The organism is Bradyrhizobium sp. WSM1743 (assembly GCF_000473065.1).
Lineage (GTDB): Bacteria > Pseudomonadota > Alphaproteobacteria > Rhizobiales > Xanthobacteraceae > Bradyrhizobium.
The window spans coordinates 71969-88062 of sequence record NZ_AXAZ01000030.1 but is presented as its reverse complement, the minus strand read 5'-3'; the positions used below and the strand labels follow the sequence as shown (position 1 = coordinate 88062).

At 64.9% G+C, this 16094-nt stretch carries 17 protein-coding genes and 1 pseudogene; 10 read left to right on the top strand and 8 right to left on the bottom strand.

Annotated features, from left to right (window positions below; all coding sequences use genetic code 11):
- The coding region (locus tag YU9_RS0119040) for an IS3 family transposase (RefSeq protein WP_027574253.1) at positions 1–192 on the bottom strand (192 nt) is incomplete at its 3' end.
- A 165-nt stretch (positions 193–357) separates the two neighbouring features.
- On the opposite strand from YU9_RS0119040, the gene YU9_RS0119035 reads away from it, so the two are divergent.
- The 3 genes from YU9_RS0119035 to YU9_RS0119025 all read left to right on the top strand — a co-directional run bounded on the left by YU9_RS0119035 (position 358) and on the right by YU9_RS0119025 (position 2922).
- Positions 358–1596 (top strand): serine hydrolase, encoded by a 1239-nt coding sequence (locus YU9_RS0119035; protein WP_027574252.1) that lies wholly within the window; start codon positions 358–360, stop codon positions 1594–1596.
- 301 nt (positions 1597–1897) lie between these two features.
- Positions 1898–2560, top strand: coding sequence for an SRPBCC family protein (locus YU9_RS0119030; RefSeq protein ID WP_027574251.1), 663 nt, complete (start codon positions 1898–1900; stop codon positions 2558–2560).
- On the top strand, positions 2560–2922 hold the full coding sequence (locus tag YU9_RS0119025) for a helix-turn-helix transcriptional regulator (RefSeq protein WP_027574250.1): 363 nt from the start codon (positions 2560–2562) through the stop codon (positions 2920–2922). Before YU9_RS0119030 ends, YU9_RS0119025 begins: the two co-directional genes overlap by 1 nt.
- A gap of 309 nt (positions 2923–3231) precedes the next feature.
- Here YU9_RS0119025 and YU9_RS0119020 read toward each other — a convergent pair whose 3' ends face one another.
- Positions 3232–3732, bottom strand: a complete 501-nt coding sequence (locus YU9_RS0119020) for a peptide deformylase (protein WP_027574249.1) — start codon at positions 3730–3732, stop codon at positions 3232–3234.
- Between the two features lie 79 nt (positions 3733–3811).
- Here YU9_RS0119020 and YU9_RS0119015 point away from each other — a divergent pair, with 79 nt between their 5' ends.
- Positions 3812–4396 (top strand): TetR/AcrR family transcriptional regulator, encoded by a 585-nt coding sequence (locus tag YU9_RS0119015; RefSeq protein WP_027574248.1) that lies wholly within the window; start codon positions 3812–3814, stop codon positions 4394–4396.
- A gap of 80 nt (positions 4397–4476) precedes the next feature.
- Positions 4477–5033: pseudogene (locus YU9_RS41835) on the top strand (DUF308 domain-containing protein).
- A gap of 30 nt (positions 5034–5063) precedes the next feature.
- Here YU9_RS41835 and YU9_RS0119005 read toward each other — a convergent pair.
- Entirely contained in the window at positions 5064–5522 is a 459-nt protein-coding gene (locus tag YU9_RS0119005; RefSeq protein WP_027574247.1) for a cupin domain-containing protein, read from the bottom strand.
- A gap of 90 nt (positions 5523–5612) precedes the next feature.
- Here YU9_RS0119005 and YU9_RS0119000 point away from each other — a divergent pair, with 90 nt between their 5' ends.
- The 3 genes from YU9_RS0119000 (at position 5613) to YU9_RS0118990 (ending at position 7906) form a co-directional block, all read left to right on the top strand.
- Entirely contained in the window at positions 5613–5900 is a 288-nt protein-coding gene (locus YU9_RS0119000) for a hypothetical protein (protein ID WP_027574246.1), read from the top strand.
- Entirely contained in the window at positions 5897–6328 is a 432-nt protein-coding gene (locus YU9_RS0118995) for a PIN domain-containing protein (protein WP_198028264.1), read from the top strand. Before YU9_RS0119000 ends, YU9_RS0118995 begins: the two co-directional genes overlap by 4 nt.
- Positions 6329–6685: 357 nt before the next feature.
- A complete protein-coding gene (locus YU9_RS0118990; RefSeq protein WP_027574244.1) occupies positions 6686–7906 on the top strand; it encodes an MFS transporter in 1221 nt (406 codons plus the stop codon).
- Between the two features lie 21 nt (positions 7907–7927).
- Here YU9_RS0118990 and YU9_RS0118985 read toward each other — a convergent pair whose 3' ends face one another.
- Entirely contained in the window at positions 7928–8314 is a 387-nt protein-coding gene (locus tag YU9_RS0118985; RefSeq protein ID WP_027574243.1) for an ester cyclase, read from the bottom strand.
- A 55-nt stretch (positions 8315–8369) separates the two neighbouring features.
- Complete coding sequence (locus tag YU9_RS0118980) at positions 8370–9242, bottom strand: bifunctional helix-turn-helix transcriptional regulator/GNAT family N-acetyltransferase (RefSeq protein ID WP_027574242.1); 873 nt, start codon at positions 9240–9242, stop codon at positions 8370–8372.
- Positions 9243–9523: 281 nt separating this feature from the next.
- On the opposite strand from YU9_RS0118980, the gene YU9_RS49995 reads away from it, so the two are divergent.
- Both YU9_RS49995 and YU9_RS49990 read left to right on the top strand, forming a co-directional pair.
- Positions 9524–11122 carry a DEAD/DEAH box helicase gene (locus tag YU9_RS49995; protein WP_245266436.1) on the top strand — a complete coding sequence of 533 codons (1599 nt, stop codon included), beginning with the start codon at positions 9524–9526 and terminating at the stop codon, positions 11120–11122.
- The gene (locus YU9_RS49990; protein ID WP_245266438.1) at positions 11083–11904 is read left to right on the top strand and encodes a helicase-related protein; all 822 of its coding nucleotides are present in this window, start codon (positions 11083–11085) and stop codon (positions 11902–11904) included. The genes YU9_RS49995 and YU9_RS49990 overlap by 40 nt, the downstream gene beginning before the upstream one ends.
- A gap of 148 nt (positions 11905–12052) precedes the next feature.
- On the opposite strand, the gene YU9_RS0118965 is transcribed toward YU9_RS49990, so the two are convergent.
- Genes YU9_RS0118965 through YU9_RS0118955 form a run of 3 tightly spaced genes read right to left on the bottom strand, consistent with a single transcriptional unit; the run spans position 12053 to position 16074 of the window.
- On the bottom strand, positions 12053–13000 hold the full coding sequence (locus tag YU9_RS0118965) for a hypothetical protein (RefSeq protein ID WP_027574241.1): 948 nt from the start codon (positions 12998–13000) through the stop codon (positions 12053–12055).
- 15 nt (positions 13001–13015) lie between these two features.
- Positions 13016–14335 (bottom strand): HlyD family type I secretion periplasmic adaptor subunit, encoded by a 1320-nt coding sequence (locus YU9_RS0118960; RefSeq protein ID WP_027574240.1) that lies wholly within the window; start codon positions 14333–14335, stop codon positions 13016–13018.
- On the bottom strand, positions 14332–16074 hold the full coding sequence (locus tag YU9_RS0118955; protein ID WP_051380433.1) for a type I secretion system permease/ATPase: 1743 nt from the start codon (positions 16072–16074) through the stop codon (positions 14332–14334). Before YU9_RS0118955 ends, YU9_RS0118960 begins: the two co-directional genes overlap by 4 nt.
- Between the last annotated feature and the right edge of the window lie 20 nt (positions 16075–16094).

Here is a 16094-nt window from a genome sequence, read left to right as displayed (position 1 = left end):
CTGCTCCGGCTTCATCTGCCCGTGGCCGGGAAAGGCCTGCACCGGATCGGAGCCGAACTCTTTCACCCATTTGCGCAGAACGTTCTCATGAACATCCAGGTCGCGCCCGGCCTGCGCCACCGACACCCCACGCTCCCTAACCAGCTTGACCGCCTCGATCTTGAACTCGCGACTGAACTTCCGTCTCTTCATCGCCCACCTCCGGCTTCATGAAACACCTAATCTCGGTGTCCATCAAACCGGCAGCAGCTCACTGATCCCACCTTATTATTGTGCATGTGCCCAGCGCTTGCGTTGGATGTGCGCTGCGCGGCCCCATGCTAGGACCTCAGCATCGCCCTTCCGGAGCCAGTGCCGATGTCCGCCCAACCTTCCGCCGCCTCCACCGACCCCGAAACCCTCGGCTGGATGCGCGGCTTTCCGCCGTCTCCCGACCGCACCATCACCTTCCAGGACGGCTCGTTCCGCAGCTTCCCCGAGCTGCGCTGGGCCTGGAGCAACATTCGCCAGCTGGTGCCCACGGTGAATGTCTGGCGCGGGGCGGGGCCGGCGTCGGTGCTGCCGCGCGAGGACTATGACATCGGCGCGGTCGCCTCGACCACGATGGACGGCCGGCCCATGACTTTCGCAAAGATGCTGGAGGAGACCTATGCCGACGGCATCGCGGTGCTGCATCGGGGCAGGCTGATCTATGAGCGCTATTTCGGCGCCTTGAGGCCGCACAAGCCGCATATCGCAATGTCGGTGACGAAGTCGTTCACCGGCGTGCTCGCGGGCATGCTGGTCAGCGAAGGCAAGATCGATCCGCAGGCGCCTGTGACGAACTACGTGCCGGAGCTGAAGCGAAGCGCGTTTGGCGATGCGCGCGTGCACGAGGTCATGGATATGACCACGGGGCTCGCCTACACCGAGGTCTACACCGACAAGAATTCGGATGTGTGGGGCCTCAGGCGCGCCAACGGCATGGCGCCGATCCCGCCGGGTTACGAAGGCCCGACCACCATCTTCGATTTCCTCATCGCGCAGAGGAAGCAGGGCGAGCACGGCAAGGCCTTCGCCTACAAGACCGTCAACACCGACGTGCTGGCCTGGATCGTCAGGCGCGCCAGCGGCATGACGCTGTCCGATCTTTTGTCCGAGCGTATCTGGCAGCCGATGGGTGCGGAGGAGGACGCGCATTATCACGTCGACCGCAGCGGCACCGAGAGCGGCGGCGGCGGCCTGTCGACCTGCTTGCGCGATCTCGCCCGCTTTGGTGAGACCATGCGCAATCAGGGCCGCTTCAACGGCCGCCAGATCGTGCCGTCAGCGGTGGTCGAGGACATCGCGCGCGGCGGCGATCCCGAAAAGTTCAGGCCGGCCGGTTACACCACGCTGCCGGGCGCCTCCTATCGCAATCAATGGTGGGTCACGCACAATGCGCACGGCGCCTACATGGCGCGCGGCGTCCACGGCCAGGGCATCTATGTCGATCCCAAAGCCGAGATGGTGATCGCGCGGTACGCCTCGCACCCGATGGCAGGCAATGCCGCCAACGATCCCGTGACGCTGCCGGCGTATATGGCGCTGGCAAAGGCGCTGATGGCGGGCGGGTAGGTGCGCGTCGCGCGCTTGTGCCACACATTCGCTGTCATGCCCCGGCTTGACCGGGGCATCCAGTATTCCAGAGACGGTCATGGTTGAACCGAGAGGCCGCGGCGTACTGGGTCGCCCGGTCGAGCCGGGCGACGACAGCGGAGATCCAGGGGCGCCACCAGGACACACTATTTCAGCGGCAGAAACAGCACGTCCGAAGTGACGGACAGGCCGCTGCCCACCCATCGCGTGAATATAAGGGTTGACTTATATTAGCGTTGATCGATATTCATCGACGCGCCAAACGAAAGGGAGGAACGCAATGCAGATCGATGTCGCCAGGGTCTTGGGGCTAGTGACGCGCTCGGTGAGGAGCTTTGAGAAGGACGGAAAACCTGCGAGTGCGGTGACACTGACGCGGCTCTACGACACCAGCGTCGACGATCTCTGGGACGCGGTGACGAGCAGGCAACGCATCCCGCGCTGGTTCCTGCCGATCGAGGGGGACCTTCAGCTCGGCGGAAAGTATCAGCTCAAGGGAAATGCGGGCGGGACCATCACGTCCTGCACGCCGCCGACCCATTTCGCCGCGACCTGGGAATTCGGCGGCGCCACGAGCTGGATCGACGTCAGCCTGACGGCTGAGCGAAGCCAGGCGCGCTTGACGCTTGAGCACACTGCGATCATCGAGGATCATTGGAATCAGTTCGGCCCGGGTGCGGTGGGCATCGGCTGGGACCTCGCGCTTGCGGGACTTGAGCGATATCTTGCGACCGGAGCATCGGTCGACCATGAGACGGCCGAGGCCTGGATGGGCTCGCCTGAGGGCAAGGAATTCATGACGACAAGCGGCGAGTATTGGCGCGCGGCGCATGTCGCAAGTGGCGTCGATCCGGTCGCGGCGAAAGAGCGCTCGGACCGGACCATCGCGTTCTATCGCGGCGAGATGCCGCCCGACATCGCACATCCCGGCACCGGAAGCTGATGCGCGCCTTCGAAGTCCTCGCCGATCCCGTGCGCCGTCGCATCCTCGAGCTGCTGGCGCCTGGCGAAATGGCGTCCGGTGAGGTCGTCGAAGTGATCGGGGCCGAGTTCGGAATCACCCAGGCGGCCGTCTCGCAGCACCTCAAGGTGCTGCGCGAGAGCGGCTTTGCGAGCGTTCGAGCGGAGGCGCAGAGGCGCCTCTATTCGGTCGACGCTGCCGGGCTTCGCGCGGTGGATGCGTGGATCGGCCAGTTCCGGAATTTCTGGGAGCCGAAGCTGGACGCGCTGGCCACCGAGATTGCGCGCGGCAAACGCGAGCGTCGCAAGGCGCCGATCGCCAAGCGGAGCGGGAAGAGGGCGTGATCGAAGCGTCAGGTCAATCGCATATGGGCTTTGGGCAACGCCTCACCGCACGCCTCGTCCTTCGAGACGATCGCTCCGCGGTCTCCTCAGGATGAGGCTAAGCAGCACCGTGCTCGTTGAGATTGCCGCTACGCATTCCGCCCCTCATCCTGAGGAGCCCGCCTAAAGCGGGCGTCTCGAAGGATGGCCGCAGGACCGCTCTCAATACGGTTGCGCGATCGAAGCGCTTACGATGGTCGACGCAGCCCGGCGTAATCGACCATTCGTAACGCCGTGCTCAGATGGTGGATTACGCTGCGCCAATCCACCCTACGAATTCCGCGACATCTTCTCGAACCTCTTCACCAGCCGCTCCCGCTTCAGCCGCGACAATCGCTGGATCCAGAATATGCCGTCGAGCTGGTCGATCTCGTGCTGGTGGCAGACGGCGCGCAAACCGTCCGACTCCTCGCTTTGCATGTTACCCTCGACATCCCAATAGCTGATCCGCACCCGCGCATGGCGCTGGACCTCGTCGTTAACCCCAGGCATCGAGACGCTGCCCTCACGGTGCATAATCATCTCGGGCGAGGCCCACGTGATCTCCGGATTGACGTAAGTCCGCGCGCCTTCCTTGGCGTCGAGCTCCAGCACCACGACGCTCAAGGGGACGCCGATATGCGGCGCGGTGATGCCGATGCCGGGCGCGGCGCGCATGGTCTCCAGCAGGTCGTTCGCGAGGTCGCGCAAGGAATCGTCGAACGCGGTGACGGGGTGGGCCGGCAGCGCGAGCCGGCGGTCGGGATAGCGCACGATCGGGCGAATGGTCATGCAGGCTCCTACCACTCACTCACGGATCATTGAAGCATCCCCGCTTGACCGCCTACCTACTGGAAGGTAGCTAAGCGTCATGAACACCGTTTCCTCGACCGCCGACGACATTCTTGCCTGCGCCCGCACGCTGATCATCGCCGGTGGCTACAACGGCTTCAGTTACGCCGACATCGCCGATGTCGTCGGCATCCGCAAGCCGAGCATCCACCACCATTTCGCCAGCAAGGTCGACCTGGTCCGTACCCTCGTGGCGCGCTATCGTGAAGAGGCCCAGGCGGGCCTGTCGGCGCTCGAGCGCAATGTCGCCGATCCCGCCGAGCAGCTCAAAAGCTACATCGCGTATTGGGAGGCGCGCATCAAGGACGCGACGGCTCCCTTCTGCGTCTGCGCGCTCCTTGCCAGCGAGCTTCCGATCCTGCCCGAGGAGGTGGCGCTCGAGGTCCGCGCGCACTTCCGTTACCTCGCGTCGTGGCTGGCTTCGGTGCTGGAGCGCGGCAAGCGGCAAGGGCGGCTCCACCTCTCGAGCACGGCGCGGGTCGAGGCGGAGGGATTCATGGCGACCGTTCACGGCGCGATGCTGTCGGCGCGCGCTTATGGCGATCCAAAAATGTTCGGGACCATCACCCGGCCGCTGCTGGACCGGCTTTCCACCAGGCACTGACGAGGTCGACACAGGCCGGGCAGGGCGGCGGGGCTTTCGCTTCGCGCGCAAACTACCAACTAGTAGGTAAGGAGAGGGCAATGAGAAATCGTGAGATGGCTGCGAACACGGCCGACCAAGCGCAATGGCTGAAACAATACTATTTGCTGCGTGCCGCGTTCTCCGTCGCCTGGGTCATTGCGGCCTTCGCGATCGCGCCGTCGTCCGCGGCGATCGCAACAACGTGCTCGTCGTCTATCCGGCCTGGGATGCCGCGGCCAATTATCTCGACGCGCTCTGGAGCGGTGGCTTGAACCAGAACCGCACGCAGGGCCTGAACGTGCTGGTCAGCCTGGCGACCACCATAGCGGTCGGCCTGGCCTTGCGGGTGAGCATGAACTGGGTGCTCGGAATCTTCGGAGCCTGGGCGATCCTGTCCGGATTGCTCCAGCTCGGCACGGCCGTGCGGCGCTGGAAGCGTTTCGGCGCGCAGTGGGCCATGGTGCTCAGCGGCGGCCAGTCGGCCCTGGCGGGCGGCTTCTTCATCTTTCAGGCCTCGATGCCTGCGGTGCCGTCGATTGCGAATGTCGCAGGCTATGCTGCGGTCGGCGCGCTCTACTTCCTGGTCTCGGCGGTCTGGCTCACGGTCGGCACCTGACGCCGCAGCGCGGCCCTGTGAGCCGCTATGTCACTCCGGATAAGGCGTGCCGTCCTTGTGCAGGAAGCGGCCGTCCGATGCCGGGCTCATCATGTCGATGTCGGAGCAGGTGATGAGGTCGGCTTGCGAGCGCGAGCCGACTTCGAGATAAACCGCCGTCATGCTCGACCTGTTGATCATGTGATGGCCGTTGCCGCTTGCCTTGGGGAAGGCTGCGCAATCGCCGGCGCGCAGCACGGTTTTGCCGCCATCTTCGATCAGCGTCACTTCGCCTTCGAGGATGTAGACGAACTCATCCTCGTGCGAATGCCAGTGCCGCTGGCTCGACCAGCCGCCCGGCGGCAGGCGCATCAGGTTGACCCCGAAATCCGACAAGCCGCCGGCATCGCCGAGACGCTGCCGGATGCGCTCGGCGCAAGGCGTGTCGAAGGGCGCCGGGTAGCGGGAGCCCTTGCGGGCCGGCACGGCAGCGATGTCGATCTTTGGCATGTGGAGATTCCAATCGTTGGTTGCCGAGTTGGGCGCGTTAGGCGAAGCATCTTGCCGTCTGTTACATATCGGTGTATGTAATTTACCGCCATGGCTCATATCAGCATCCGTGATCTACAGAAGATTTCCGGTGAAGCCATCGGTGCATTGCCCGGCCCGACGGCGGTGAAATCGGGTGAGCGAACGGTCGGGCTGCTCATCCCTCTCAAGGCAACCGATCCGAAGCGCTTGGCTGCCGTGCTGGCGCGCGCGGAGCGGCTGGCCAAAGGACGCGACGCGGCTGCGGACGATGCCGCGCTGGCCGGATTCGGCGAGGTCGATCCGGTCGATTGGTCGGTTGCGGCCGTGAAAGCCTTGACCCGCAAGCGGAAGACGTGAGACGGCCGTCGACGACTGTCGTCATCGACGCGGCCATTCTGGTTGCCGCCGCTCGCGGCCGAAGTTCTGGGGCGCTTTTGGCCGCCGCGGAGAAGGTGATCTTCGTGACGACGGACCGTGTCGTCCAGGAGGCGCGCCGGCGCATCGCGCTCGGCCTACAGCGCCCCGAACTGCTCGATGTGCTCGATGATCTCGCGGAGTTGTTGACGATCGTTCCCGTTGCATCGTTAGAGCCTGTCATCCCCAGGTGCGAGGAGGCGCTTCGCGATGCCGTGCCGAGCCGCAACGGATCGATGCGCGATGCCCACGTGCTCGCGCTGGCGTGGAGCGTCGAGGCCGATGTCTGGACCACTGACCGCGACTTCGCCGGAACCGGCATGGCAACGTGGTCGACACCCAATTTCATGCGTGGTCTCAGCGAGATCTGAGCATCGAACCGCGCAGGATGGGTGGCGCAGCGAGGGTGGCAGAGGTTCGATCGTGGTGAGATCAAGTTCGGCGCGGTGATGAGCGCAGACCGGCGTTGGCCTCTGGGGCGCGATGCTGTCGAATGGGGGAATGATGCCATCATGCCGGTGTTTTGCCCGACAGGTCAAATCGCCCCTATCGCAAATGACCGTTCTCGTAAGTCATTGATCCCGCTGGTGCCGGCTACTGTGCATGGGGTTGTTTTTTCATTTTTTGCTTCAGGTCACAAAAGCGTGCGGCAAAAATGACGTGACCGCTGTCGGCCGGCGCAGTTCCCATTCGTCTTCCACGCGAGACAGACCAGACGGGAGACCGAAATGACTTCTTCCAACTATCGCTGGGTGATCGTCGCCGCGGGCGGCCTGCTTGGCTGCGTCGCGATCGGCGGCATGTTCTCGCTGCCGGTGTTCCTGCAGCCGATCGCAAAGGACACCGGCTGGTCGGTGACCGGCATTTCCAGCGCGATGACGATCGGCTTTCTGGCAATGGCCTTCACCAGCATGGCCTGGGGCACGGCGACGGACAGGTTCGGGCCGCTGCCGGTGGTGTTGACGGGATCGACCGTGCTGGCGCTCAGCCTGTTCGCCGCGAGCCATGCGATCTCGCTGATCGTGTTCCAGGTCGTGTTCGGCCTGCTGGTCGGGGCGGCCTGTGCGGCGATCTTCGCGCCGATGATGGCGACCGTCACCGGCTGGTTCGACACAAATCGCAGCCTCGCGGTGTCGCTGGTCTCCGCCGGCATGGGCATGGCGCCGATGACGATGTCGCCGCTGGCGGCCTGGCTGGTCTCCGGTCACGACTGGCGCACCTCGATGCAGATCATCGCGCTCGTGGTCGGCGCCATCATGATCCCGGTTTCGTTGCTGGTACGCCGACCGCCCGCGCTCGCGCAGGCAGCGGCCGCGCCAGTGGACCAGGGCGCTGCGCAGAGCGAGATGTCGATGGGCGAGGCGCTGCGCTCGCCGCAATTCCTCATCTTGCTTGCCACCAACTTCTTCTGCTGCGCGACCCATTCCGGGCCGATCATCCACACCGTCAGCTATGCCGTGAGCTGCGGCATCCCGCTGGTCGCGGCGGTGACGATCTACAGCATCGAGGGGTTTGCCGGCCTCGGCGGGCGCATCGCCTTCGGCCTGATGGGCGACCGCTTCGGCGCCAAGCGCGTGCTGGTGTCGGGTCTCCTGCTGCAGGCGTTCGGCGCGCTCGCCTATGTCTTCGCGCATCAGCTCACGACGTTCTATGCGGTCGGCGCGATTTTCGGCTTCATCTATGCCGGCACCATGCCGCTCTACGCCGTTCTCATCCGCGAGAACTTTCCGCTCAAGATGATGGGCACGGTGATCGGCGGCACGGCAATGGCCGGCAGCCTCGGCATGGCAACCGGCCCGCTCGCCGGCGGCCTGATCTACGACGCCTTCTCCAGCTACGCCTGGCTCTACATCGCCTCCTGGGCGATGGGCTTGGGTGCCTTCCTGATGGCGATGACGTTCCGCCCCTTCGCAAAGCCGCAAGGTGAGGTGGCGCCGGCGGCGGCGTGAGCTTCGGATCGAGGCGCGGCGTCAGAGCTGCGCCTCGATCGCAGCCTTGTCGATCGCCGACCAGACCTGCCGGATCTTGCCGTCGCGAAATTCGTAGAACGCGTTTTCGCAGAAGGACACGCGCTTCCCATTGACCGCAAGACCGAGGAATGTCCCGACTGGTGCGCAATCAAACTTCAATCGGGCGGCGATGCGGGGAGGATCGGAGATCAGCATCTCGATGTGGAATTGCAGATCGGGTATCTCCCGAACATCCTGTTCCAGCATCGCGCGATAGCCTGCAAGCCCAAGGGGCCGCGCGTTGTGGGCGACCTCATCATGCACGAATTGTCCGAGTGCCGGCCAATCCCGCCGGTCCAGGCAGGCGATGTAGTCGCGGTAGAAGTCGGCGAGGTCGTCTCTTGTCATAGCGAAGCTCCTGCGGCCTCGACCATAACGCATGAGCATTGCGAACCGGTCCAGCTCAGAGGCGCTTCTCGAAGAAGAGGTCCGGATAGGGATCATCGTTGAAGCGGGGGATCTCGCGCCAGCCCGTGCTGCGATAGAGCTGGCCGGCTTCGGGCAGCGCACTGTTGGTGTCGAGCCGCAGCAGTGTGATGCCGAGCTCGCGCGCGGTGCTCTCGGCCGCATCCATCAGCCGCCGGCCGAGCCGCAACCCGCGCGCAGCGGGCGCGACCCACAGCCGCTTGATCTCGGCGTAGCCGTGATCGGTTCCTTTCAAGCCGACGCAGCCGACCGGCAGCGTGTCCGACGTCGCGACAATGAAGCTACCGCGCGGGCGGCGCATGTCCTTGGCATCGGGGTCGCGCGACAGCGAGACGTCAAAGCCTTGGCTGAAGCGGCGGCCGAGCTCGGCATAGTACTCGCCGAGGCAGTAGCGGGCCTGCTCGCTTCGCGGATCCATCTCGTCGAGTGCAATACGCTCGCGCGTCAGCGCGGAGGCGATCAGGTCCATCGCCGCCAGCAGGGCGTCAGCTTGCGAATGTTGTGCGAGGAAGCCTTCGGCCTGCTCGTTCGACAGCGCCTCGTAGGCCGCGAACTCGCGCCGGCCCGCGCGCGTGAGCTTTACCATGCGCCGACGCGCATCGTCTTCACGCGCGGCGGTCTCGATCAGCCCTTCGTCCTCGAGGCTGCGCAGTAGCCGGCTCATCAATCCGGAATCGAGACCCAGATAGTCACGGATATCCGCTACGTCCGAGCGCCCGTGCCCGATCGCATTGAGTACGCGCGCCGCGCCGAGCGGCCGGCCGCGCCCGAGGAACGAAGTATCGAGCGCGCCGACGGCAGAGGTGACGGCACGGTTGAAGCGGCGGACGCGGGAGATGGGATCGAGCATGATATCTGACTGTAGTCAGATAGATCTCTCTGTCAAATCGCATCGGCGGGCTGCGAACCGAGATGTACCTCCGCCTGGCTCCAGCATGCGCCGCCCGAGCCTCAGCTCTCTCAAGTCGCAGTGGATTTCGATTCGAAGCCGGTTATGTCGCGTCCGCACCAGCGCTACTATCCGGCGCACTGCATCATTCGTGAGAACGGAAGTCGGAAATGACATCGTCAACAGGACGCATCGCGGCGCGCAAGCCGGTCAAGCTGTCGCGTACGTCGCCGCCGCTGGACTTGTCGCCGATCGAGTGGCAACGCGGCTTGCGGCGCCAGTTTGGCCGTGAGCAATCCTTCCTTCTGGAGAATCTCGGCGCTGACCCATTCTTCTCGGAGTTCAAGGTCACCAACCCGGCTTCGAAATCGAACTACCGTGTGGCGATCCGCGGCCTTGGGCCCGGTGGCAATTTCTGCTCGTGTCCGGACTATGCGACCAACGAGCTCGGAACCTGCAAGCACCTTGAGTTCACGCTGGCCCAGCTGGAAAAGAGGCGCGGCGCCAAAGCGGCGTTCGCGCGAGGCTACCAGCCGCTGTTTTCCGAACTCTATCTCCGCAATCAGGGACGGCGGAGCGTGCATTTCCGCGCCGGGACCGATTGCCCGGCGAACGTAAGGAAGGCCGCCGATCGGCTGTTTGATCCGGAGCGCGACGGTATCCTGGCGGAGAATCGTCTCGACCAACTCGACGATTTCATCGATCTGGTATCGAAGAGCGGGCACGAGCTGCGCGCGTACGACGACGCGCTCGATTTCGTGGCGGGACGACGGGATGCCGAGCGCCGTGTCGCGAAGCTCGGTCGGTTGTTCCCCCGCGGCGCGGGTGATCCGAAGTTGCATCGACTGCTGAAGACCGCGCTCTATCCTTATCAGGCCGAAGGGGCGCTGTTTGCGGTTCGCGCTGGCCGCGCGCTGATCGGCGACGACATGGGGTTAGGCAAAACAATTCAGGCCATCGCCGCAATGGAGATCCTGGCTCGTCATTTCGGCGTATCGAGAGTCCTGGTGATCTGTCCAACTTCGCTCAAATACCAATGGCAAAGTGAGATCGCACGGTTCTCCGGCCGGAACGGAAATCGCGGCGCGCGCGTCATCGGTGGCGGTCGCGCTCAGCGACAGAAGGACTATCTGCTGGACGATTTCTGCAAGATCACCAATTACGAGAAGCTTCAGCCCGACCTCGACTTGGTCGGCGGCTGGTCGCCGGAACTGGTCATCGTCGACGAGGCTCAGCGCGTCAAGAACTGGAATACGGTTGCCGCGCGGGCGCTGAAGCGCATTGACAGTCCTTATGCGATCGTGCTCACGGGAACGCCGCTGGAGAACAAGCTGGAAGAACTGATCTCCATCGTTCAGTTCGTCGATCAGCATCGTCTTGGTCCGACCTGGAAGCTCCTGAACGAACATCAAGTCAAGGATGAGTACGGCCGCGTCACCGGTTATCGTGATCTCGGCAGAATCGGCGAGACTCTCGCGCCCATCATGATCCGCCGGCGCAAAGCTGAGGTGTTGCGGCAACTGCCCGATCGCACCGATCAGAATGTGCTGATTCCGATGACCGGCCCGCAGATGGATCTGCACCGAGAGAATGCCGACCATGTGGTTAAGATCGTGCAGCGCTGGCGCAAGACCAAATTTCTCTCGGACAAGGATCAGCGTCGGTTAACCTTGCGCTCCAGAACATGCGGATGTCGTGCAACAGCACCTATCTGCTGGATCAGGAGAGCGACCACGGTCTCAAATCGGACGAACTCGCCGCGCTGCTCGATCAGCTGTTCACCGCGCCGGACGCCAAGGCGGTGGTATTCTCGCAATGGACGCGGACTCACGACGTCGTGATACGTCGGCTTGCTGCCCGCGGGATCGGTTATGTCAGTTTCCACGGTGGCATACCTTCCGAAAAGCGGCCGGAGCTGGTGCAGCGCTTCCGGGACGACCCGGCCTGTCGTGTGTTCCTGTCCACGGATGCGGGCAGCACAGGTCTCAATCTCCAACATGCCTCGATCCTGGTGAACATGGACCTGCCGTGGAATCCTGCTGTTCTCGAGCAGCGCATTGCGCGCGTCCATCGGCTCGGCCAAGCGCGGCCCGTGCAGATCGTCAATTTCGTCGCGAAGGGCACGATCGAGGAAGGCATGCTGTCGGTCCTGGCCTTCAAGCGCTCTCTGGCGGAAGGCATTCTCGACGGCGGCAGCAACGAGATCTCGCTGGGCGGATCCAGGCTGACCCGCTTCATGAAGGATGTCGACAGCGTCACCGGGAGCATGGGAAGCGGCGAGGCGGTCGCGACGGCGGAGGAGACAGGGGCAGCCGATGGCGCCGGCGACGCTTCAAGCCCGAGCGAGGCCGCAAGGGAAACCTTGATGTCGCAAGCCGCTGAGCAGAGTGCGGTAGAAGCGCGCGATGCTGGGTCCGATCCATGGCAGGCCTTGGTCCAGATGGGTGCGCAGTTCATCGGTGCCGTCGCGGCTTCCGGCTCGCCAAGTCATCGCTGGATCGAACGCGACCCGAGCAATGGCTCGCAGAGCCTCAGGGTGCCGCTCCCGTCGCCGGAGATCGCAGACCGGCTGGCCGACGCACTCTCTGCCCTGGCCCAAGCTTTGCGCGGCGGAACGGCTTGAGACCCGTGCCACCATCACGAGATGGCGGCGGAGCCGCGGGTCAGCATGGTCGCCCCGCCGACACGCTGGACCGCAAGGATTGCGCTCAGCGGCGGATTGACCATGACGGCCGCACGATCCGTACCAAATGGTTCCCGCCGCTGACGTCCTAGAAATGATGCACGCCGAGCGCCGAGAACGCGCCGTCGTGAAGGTCGTGGCCGTCGCTCGGCTGGCCGAGGAAGCCGAGATGCATCGTCAGCGGCGGCAGCGCTGCCATCGGCACCGCGCCGGCAGTGTCGAGACCGCTGACATCGACATCGTGCGAGGGAGCGCTGTCATGCGGCGAGGCCAGCGGCGTGCTGACGATGTCCGCGACCAGCGCGTTGAACAGGTCGGGGGCGGACGCGTCATGCGTGTCGCCATCGACGGAATGCAGCAAGCCGCCGACCAGGTCTGTGACGCTGTCTGTCACTTGTCCGATCGTCCCCGTGACCGTGGACGTCAGCTGACTGACGGTCGTGCTCAAGCTGTCCAGCGTATGCGAGATCACCGACAGCGAGGTGTCGACAAGATTCGTGACGGTGCTGCCGAGGTCGTGCAGAAACGACGCTGGGGCGGGGGACGCGGACGTCGTGATGTCGGTGTGAACGGAATTGACGCCGTTTCCCAGGAGATGGTCGGGCGCGACCGGAGCAGCCGGCGTCAAGGCGTGGCTCTCAGCCGGGCCGGATACGCTAACCAGGCTCTCCGTCATGGCGATGACGTCGGCGTTTCCGTCAGCATGCGAAGCGCTGGCGGTCGTCGCATCGGCATGAAGGGTAGTCGAGGCTTCGTGCGCGATCGGCGGCCTCGCATCGGCGTGCTGATCGCCGGAGGCGGCCTTGTGGTCGGCCGGCGACAGCTCCATGAGCGCGGGATCGACGGCGTGCGCGGGCGCGGACGGCAAATCTGCCGGCAAGGACCGCACATCATCGCCGCCATGATGCCCGGCGGCCTCGGCTTCCTTCAGGAAGGCGACCAGCGCGGTCATAAAAGCGACCGTCTCTTCGGTCGTGATGTGGCGCGCAGTCTCGGCCTTCTCGGCGCGGCGGTTGTTCTGCTCGGATGCAGCCATCGGCCCTGCTCCTCGTCAGCGTTCGCGGAAAGCACGGGTCAGCTCGTCGCGGAGCGGACCAAACAGATATTCGAACAGCGTGCGCGGCCGCGTCGGCACGATCACCTCGGCCGGCATGCCCGATTGCAACTCGATGCGTGACTTCTTGACGTCCTCCGGCTCCAGCGAGACCTCGACCGCGTAATAGCCGGGGCCACCGGCCTTGTCGTTGGTGACACGGTCGGCCGACACGGTCCGCACGGTGCCGTAGAGGCGGGGGCGCTCGACATAGTTGACGCCGGTCAGCCGGATTTCGGCACGGCGACCGACGGCGACGTCGTTGATGTCGGAAAGTTTCAATTGCGCGTCCACGATCAGCGGATTGTCCGACGGCACGATGTCCATGAGCTTTGCGCCGGGCTGGATTACGCCACCCTCGGTGAAGACGTCGAGCCCGACCACCGAGCCGGTTGCGGGCGCGCGGATTTGCGTACGAGTGACGACGTCGGTCGCGGCGTCGATCTTCGGACTGAGCTCAGCGAGCTTGTTCTCCGTCGAGCGGAGCTGGTCGGTGATCTCGCTCATCCTCGCGCGCTCGGCCCTGGCGATCTCGGCCTCGTTCTGCGCGATCTGCTGCTGCATTCCGGCGATGTTGGCCCGCTGCGCGCCGATATCAGCTTGCAGCTTGGCGTCTTCGCGCTGCAGCGCCAGGATGCGCGTCTTCGGCGTATAACCCTGTTCGTACAGGCGCTGGGCGCCGTTCATCTCGTCGGAGAGCAGTTCACGTTGCTTCTCCGTGCCGGTGAGCTGGGCCTGCGTGCCGCCGATCTGCGCGTTCAGCTCGGCGATCTTGCGCCGGAGCACGGCGGTCTCCGCATCGAACTGGTGCTTTCGCGCGGCCATCATCGCAATCTCATTCGCCATAGCCTGGCGCAGCGCGGGCCGTGCGTCCTTCGCATCGACGCCGAATTCCGGGGTGGCGAGACCATCACGCTCGGCCATCAGCCGTGCTTGCGCTGCGCGCGAGGCGTCGCGGTCAGCGACCAGCACGTCCAGCTTGGCGCGGGGATCGCTGTCGTCGAGCACAAGCAGGAGCTGTCCCTTCTCGACGCGAGCGCCGTCGCGGACCAGAAGCTGGCGGATGACGCCGCCATAGGGATGCTGCACGCTCTGACGTCGCCCCTCGACCTGGAGATTGCCGCTGGCGATTGCGGCGCCCGAGATCGGGGCGAGTGTTCCCCACAGCGTCATGGCCGAAGCAAACGCGCCGACGACGATCGCGCCGATCAGCGCCGGCCGCCCGGGCCGCGCGTAATAGGCGCGCTCGCGATCGGCGATATAGGTTGCTGTGCTCATGATGCGGCCGCCCTGGCGGCGGCCTGCTGTTGCAAGGCCTGATAGACCTCGCCAGGCGGGCCGAGCATGTCGAGCATGCCGTTGCGCAGCACCATCATGACGTCGACGGTGTCGAGGATTGTGGTGCGGTGCGTGATGACGATCACCGCTGCGCCGTCGGCCTTGGCGCTGAGTAGCGCAGCCTTCAGCGCCTCCTCGCCGGGGGCATCGAGATTGGCATTGGGCTCATCCAGCACCAGCAGCGGCGGCCGGCCGAGCAGGGCGCGCGCGAGACCGAGCCGCTGGCGCTGTCCGCCAGAGAGGCCGACGCCGCCGACGCCGAGCCGCGTGTCATACTGCCGCGGCAGATCAAGCACCATGTCGTGGATGCCGGCACGGATGGCGGCGTCGATGATCTCCTCGGTCGAGGCATCGCCGAAGCGCGCGATATTCTCGCGTACGGTGCCGGCGAACAGGCCGACATCCTGCGGCAGATAGCCGACGTGACGGCCGAATTCGACGGGATCCCAGTGATTGTAGTCGAGTCCGCCGAAACGCAGCCGCCCGGCAGCGGGCGCCATCGCGCCGACGAGCAGCCGCGCCAGCGTGCTCTTGCCCGAGCCGCTCGGGCCGACGATGCCGAGCGCCTGGCCGCCGGCAAGCTCGAAGGACAGGCCCTTGAGCACCGGTTCGGGCCGCGACGGCAGTTCGCAGACGAGCTCACGTACTTCGACGGTGTTGCGCTGCTTCGGCACGATCGTCTGTGGGGTGGTCAGATCGACGGTGGCGAGCAGGTCGCGGACCTGCGCATAGGCGTCGCGCGCGCCGATGAACTGCTTCCAGGTGCCGACGGCCTGCTCGACCGGCACCAGCGCGCGGCCCATGACGATGCTGGCGGCGAAGATGGTCGCAGGCGTGATGGCATGGTCGATGGCGAGCCAGGCGCCGGTGCCGAGCATGAGGGATTGCAGCAGCAGGCGGAAGAATCGGATCGACGAGGTCATCACCGCGTTCTTGTCGCTGGCGACGGCCTGCTGCACCAGCATCGCCGAGCGCTGGCTCTGCCAGTTGGGCTCGACCGCGGGCTGCATGCCCATGGCGCGGATCACGTCGGCATGGCGCAGCACATTCTCGGTGAAGACGTAGGACTGGTTGCCGGACGCCTCGGCCTGTTTCATCGGATTGCGGGTCAGGACTTCGTTCACGCCGGCTAGTCCCAGCAGCAACAGCGCGCCGATGGTGGCGACGAGGCCGAGCAGGGGATGGATGAAGAACAGCAGCAGCAAATAGATCGGAATCCACGGCAGGTCGAACGCGAAGTAGATTCCGGAGCCCGTCACGAAGGTACGGAACTGGTCGAGATCGCGCAGTTGCTGTGCGCCGCGCGAGGCGCCGCGCTCGGCCGATCGTACCACCAGCGCCTCGAACACGCGCGTCGACAGCGCCATGTCGAGGCGGATGCCGCAGCGGATCAGGATCCAGGCCCGCACCGCGTCGAGCCCGGCCATGGTCAGCAGCGCGATGGCGAGGATAAGGGTGAGAAGGACGAGGGTGGAGATGTTCTCGTTGAGCAGGACGCGGTTATAGACCTGCATCAGATACAGCGGCGACGAGAGATAGAGCAGGTTGATCGCACTCGAGAACAATCCCGCCCAGAGGAAATGCGGCCAGAGCTTCTTGAGCGCCTCGCGCACGTCGTCGCCGCGACGATAGGGCTGCTCTGCCGCCTCGTCTGCGACCGTCAAGACCGCTGCCGCCATTCGAATGTCCTTAAGGTGTC

What these genes read in the sequence shown, in the direction of transcription:
- YU9_RS0119035 (WP_027574252.1), top strand. Translation starts at nt 358, where the DNA reads ATGTCCGCCCAACCTTCCGCCGCCTCCACCGACCCCGAAACCCTCGGC.
- YU9_RS0118980 (WP_027574242.1), bottom strand. Translation starts at nt 9,242, where the DNA reads ATGCTCGATCCCATCTCCCGCGTCCGCCGCTTCAACCGTGCCGTCACC.
- YU9_RS0118990 (WP_027574244.1), top strand. Translation starts at nt 6,686, where the DNA reads ATGACTTCTTCCAACTATCGCTGGGTGATCGTCGCCGCGGGCGGCCTG.
- YU9_RS0118960 (WP_027574240.1), bottom strand. Translation starts at nt 14,335, where the DNA reads ATGAGCACAGCAACCTATATCGCCGATCGCGAGCGCGCCTATTACGCG.
- YU9_RS0119030 (WP_027574251.1), top strand. Translation starts at nt 1,898, where the DNA reads ATGCAGATCGATGTCGCCAGGGTCTTGGGGCTAGTGACGCGCTCGGTG.
- YU9_RS0118955 (WP_051380433.1), bottom strand. Translation starts at nt 16,074, where the DNA reads ATGGCGGCAGCGGTCTTGACGGTCGCAGACGAGGCGGCAGAGCAGCCC.
- YU9_RS0119025 (WP_027574250.1), top strand. Translation starts at nt 2,560, where the DNA reads ATGCGCGCCTTCGAAGTCCTCGCCGATCCCGTGCGCCGTCGCATCCTC.
- YU9_RS0119005 (WP_027574247.1), bottom strand. Translation starts at nt 5,522, where the DNA reads ATGCCAAAGATCGACATCGCTGCCGTGCCGGCCCGCAAGGGCTCCCGC.
- YU9_RS0119020 (WP_027574249.1), bottom strand. Translation starts at nt 3,732, where the DNA reads ATGACCATTCGCCCGATCGTGCGCTATCCCGACCGCCGGCTCGCGCTG.
- YU9_RS0119015 (WP_027574248.1), top strand. Translation starts at nt 3,812, where the DNA reads ATGAACACCGTTTCCTCGACCGCCGACGACATTCTTGCCTGCGCCCGC.
- YU9_RS0118965 (WP_027574241.1), bottom strand. Translation starts at nt 13,000, where the DNA reads ATGGCTGCATCCGAGCAGAACAACCGCCGCGCCGAGAAGGCCGAGACT.
- YU9_RS0119000 (WP_027574246.1), top strand. Translation starts at nt 5,613, where the DNA reads ATGGCTCATATCAGCATCCGTGATCTACAGAAGATTTCCGGTGAAGCC.
- YU9_RS0118985 (WP_027574243.1), bottom strand. Translation starts at nt 8,314, where the DNA reads ATGACAAGAGACGACCTCGCCGACTTCTACCGCGACTACATCGCCTGC.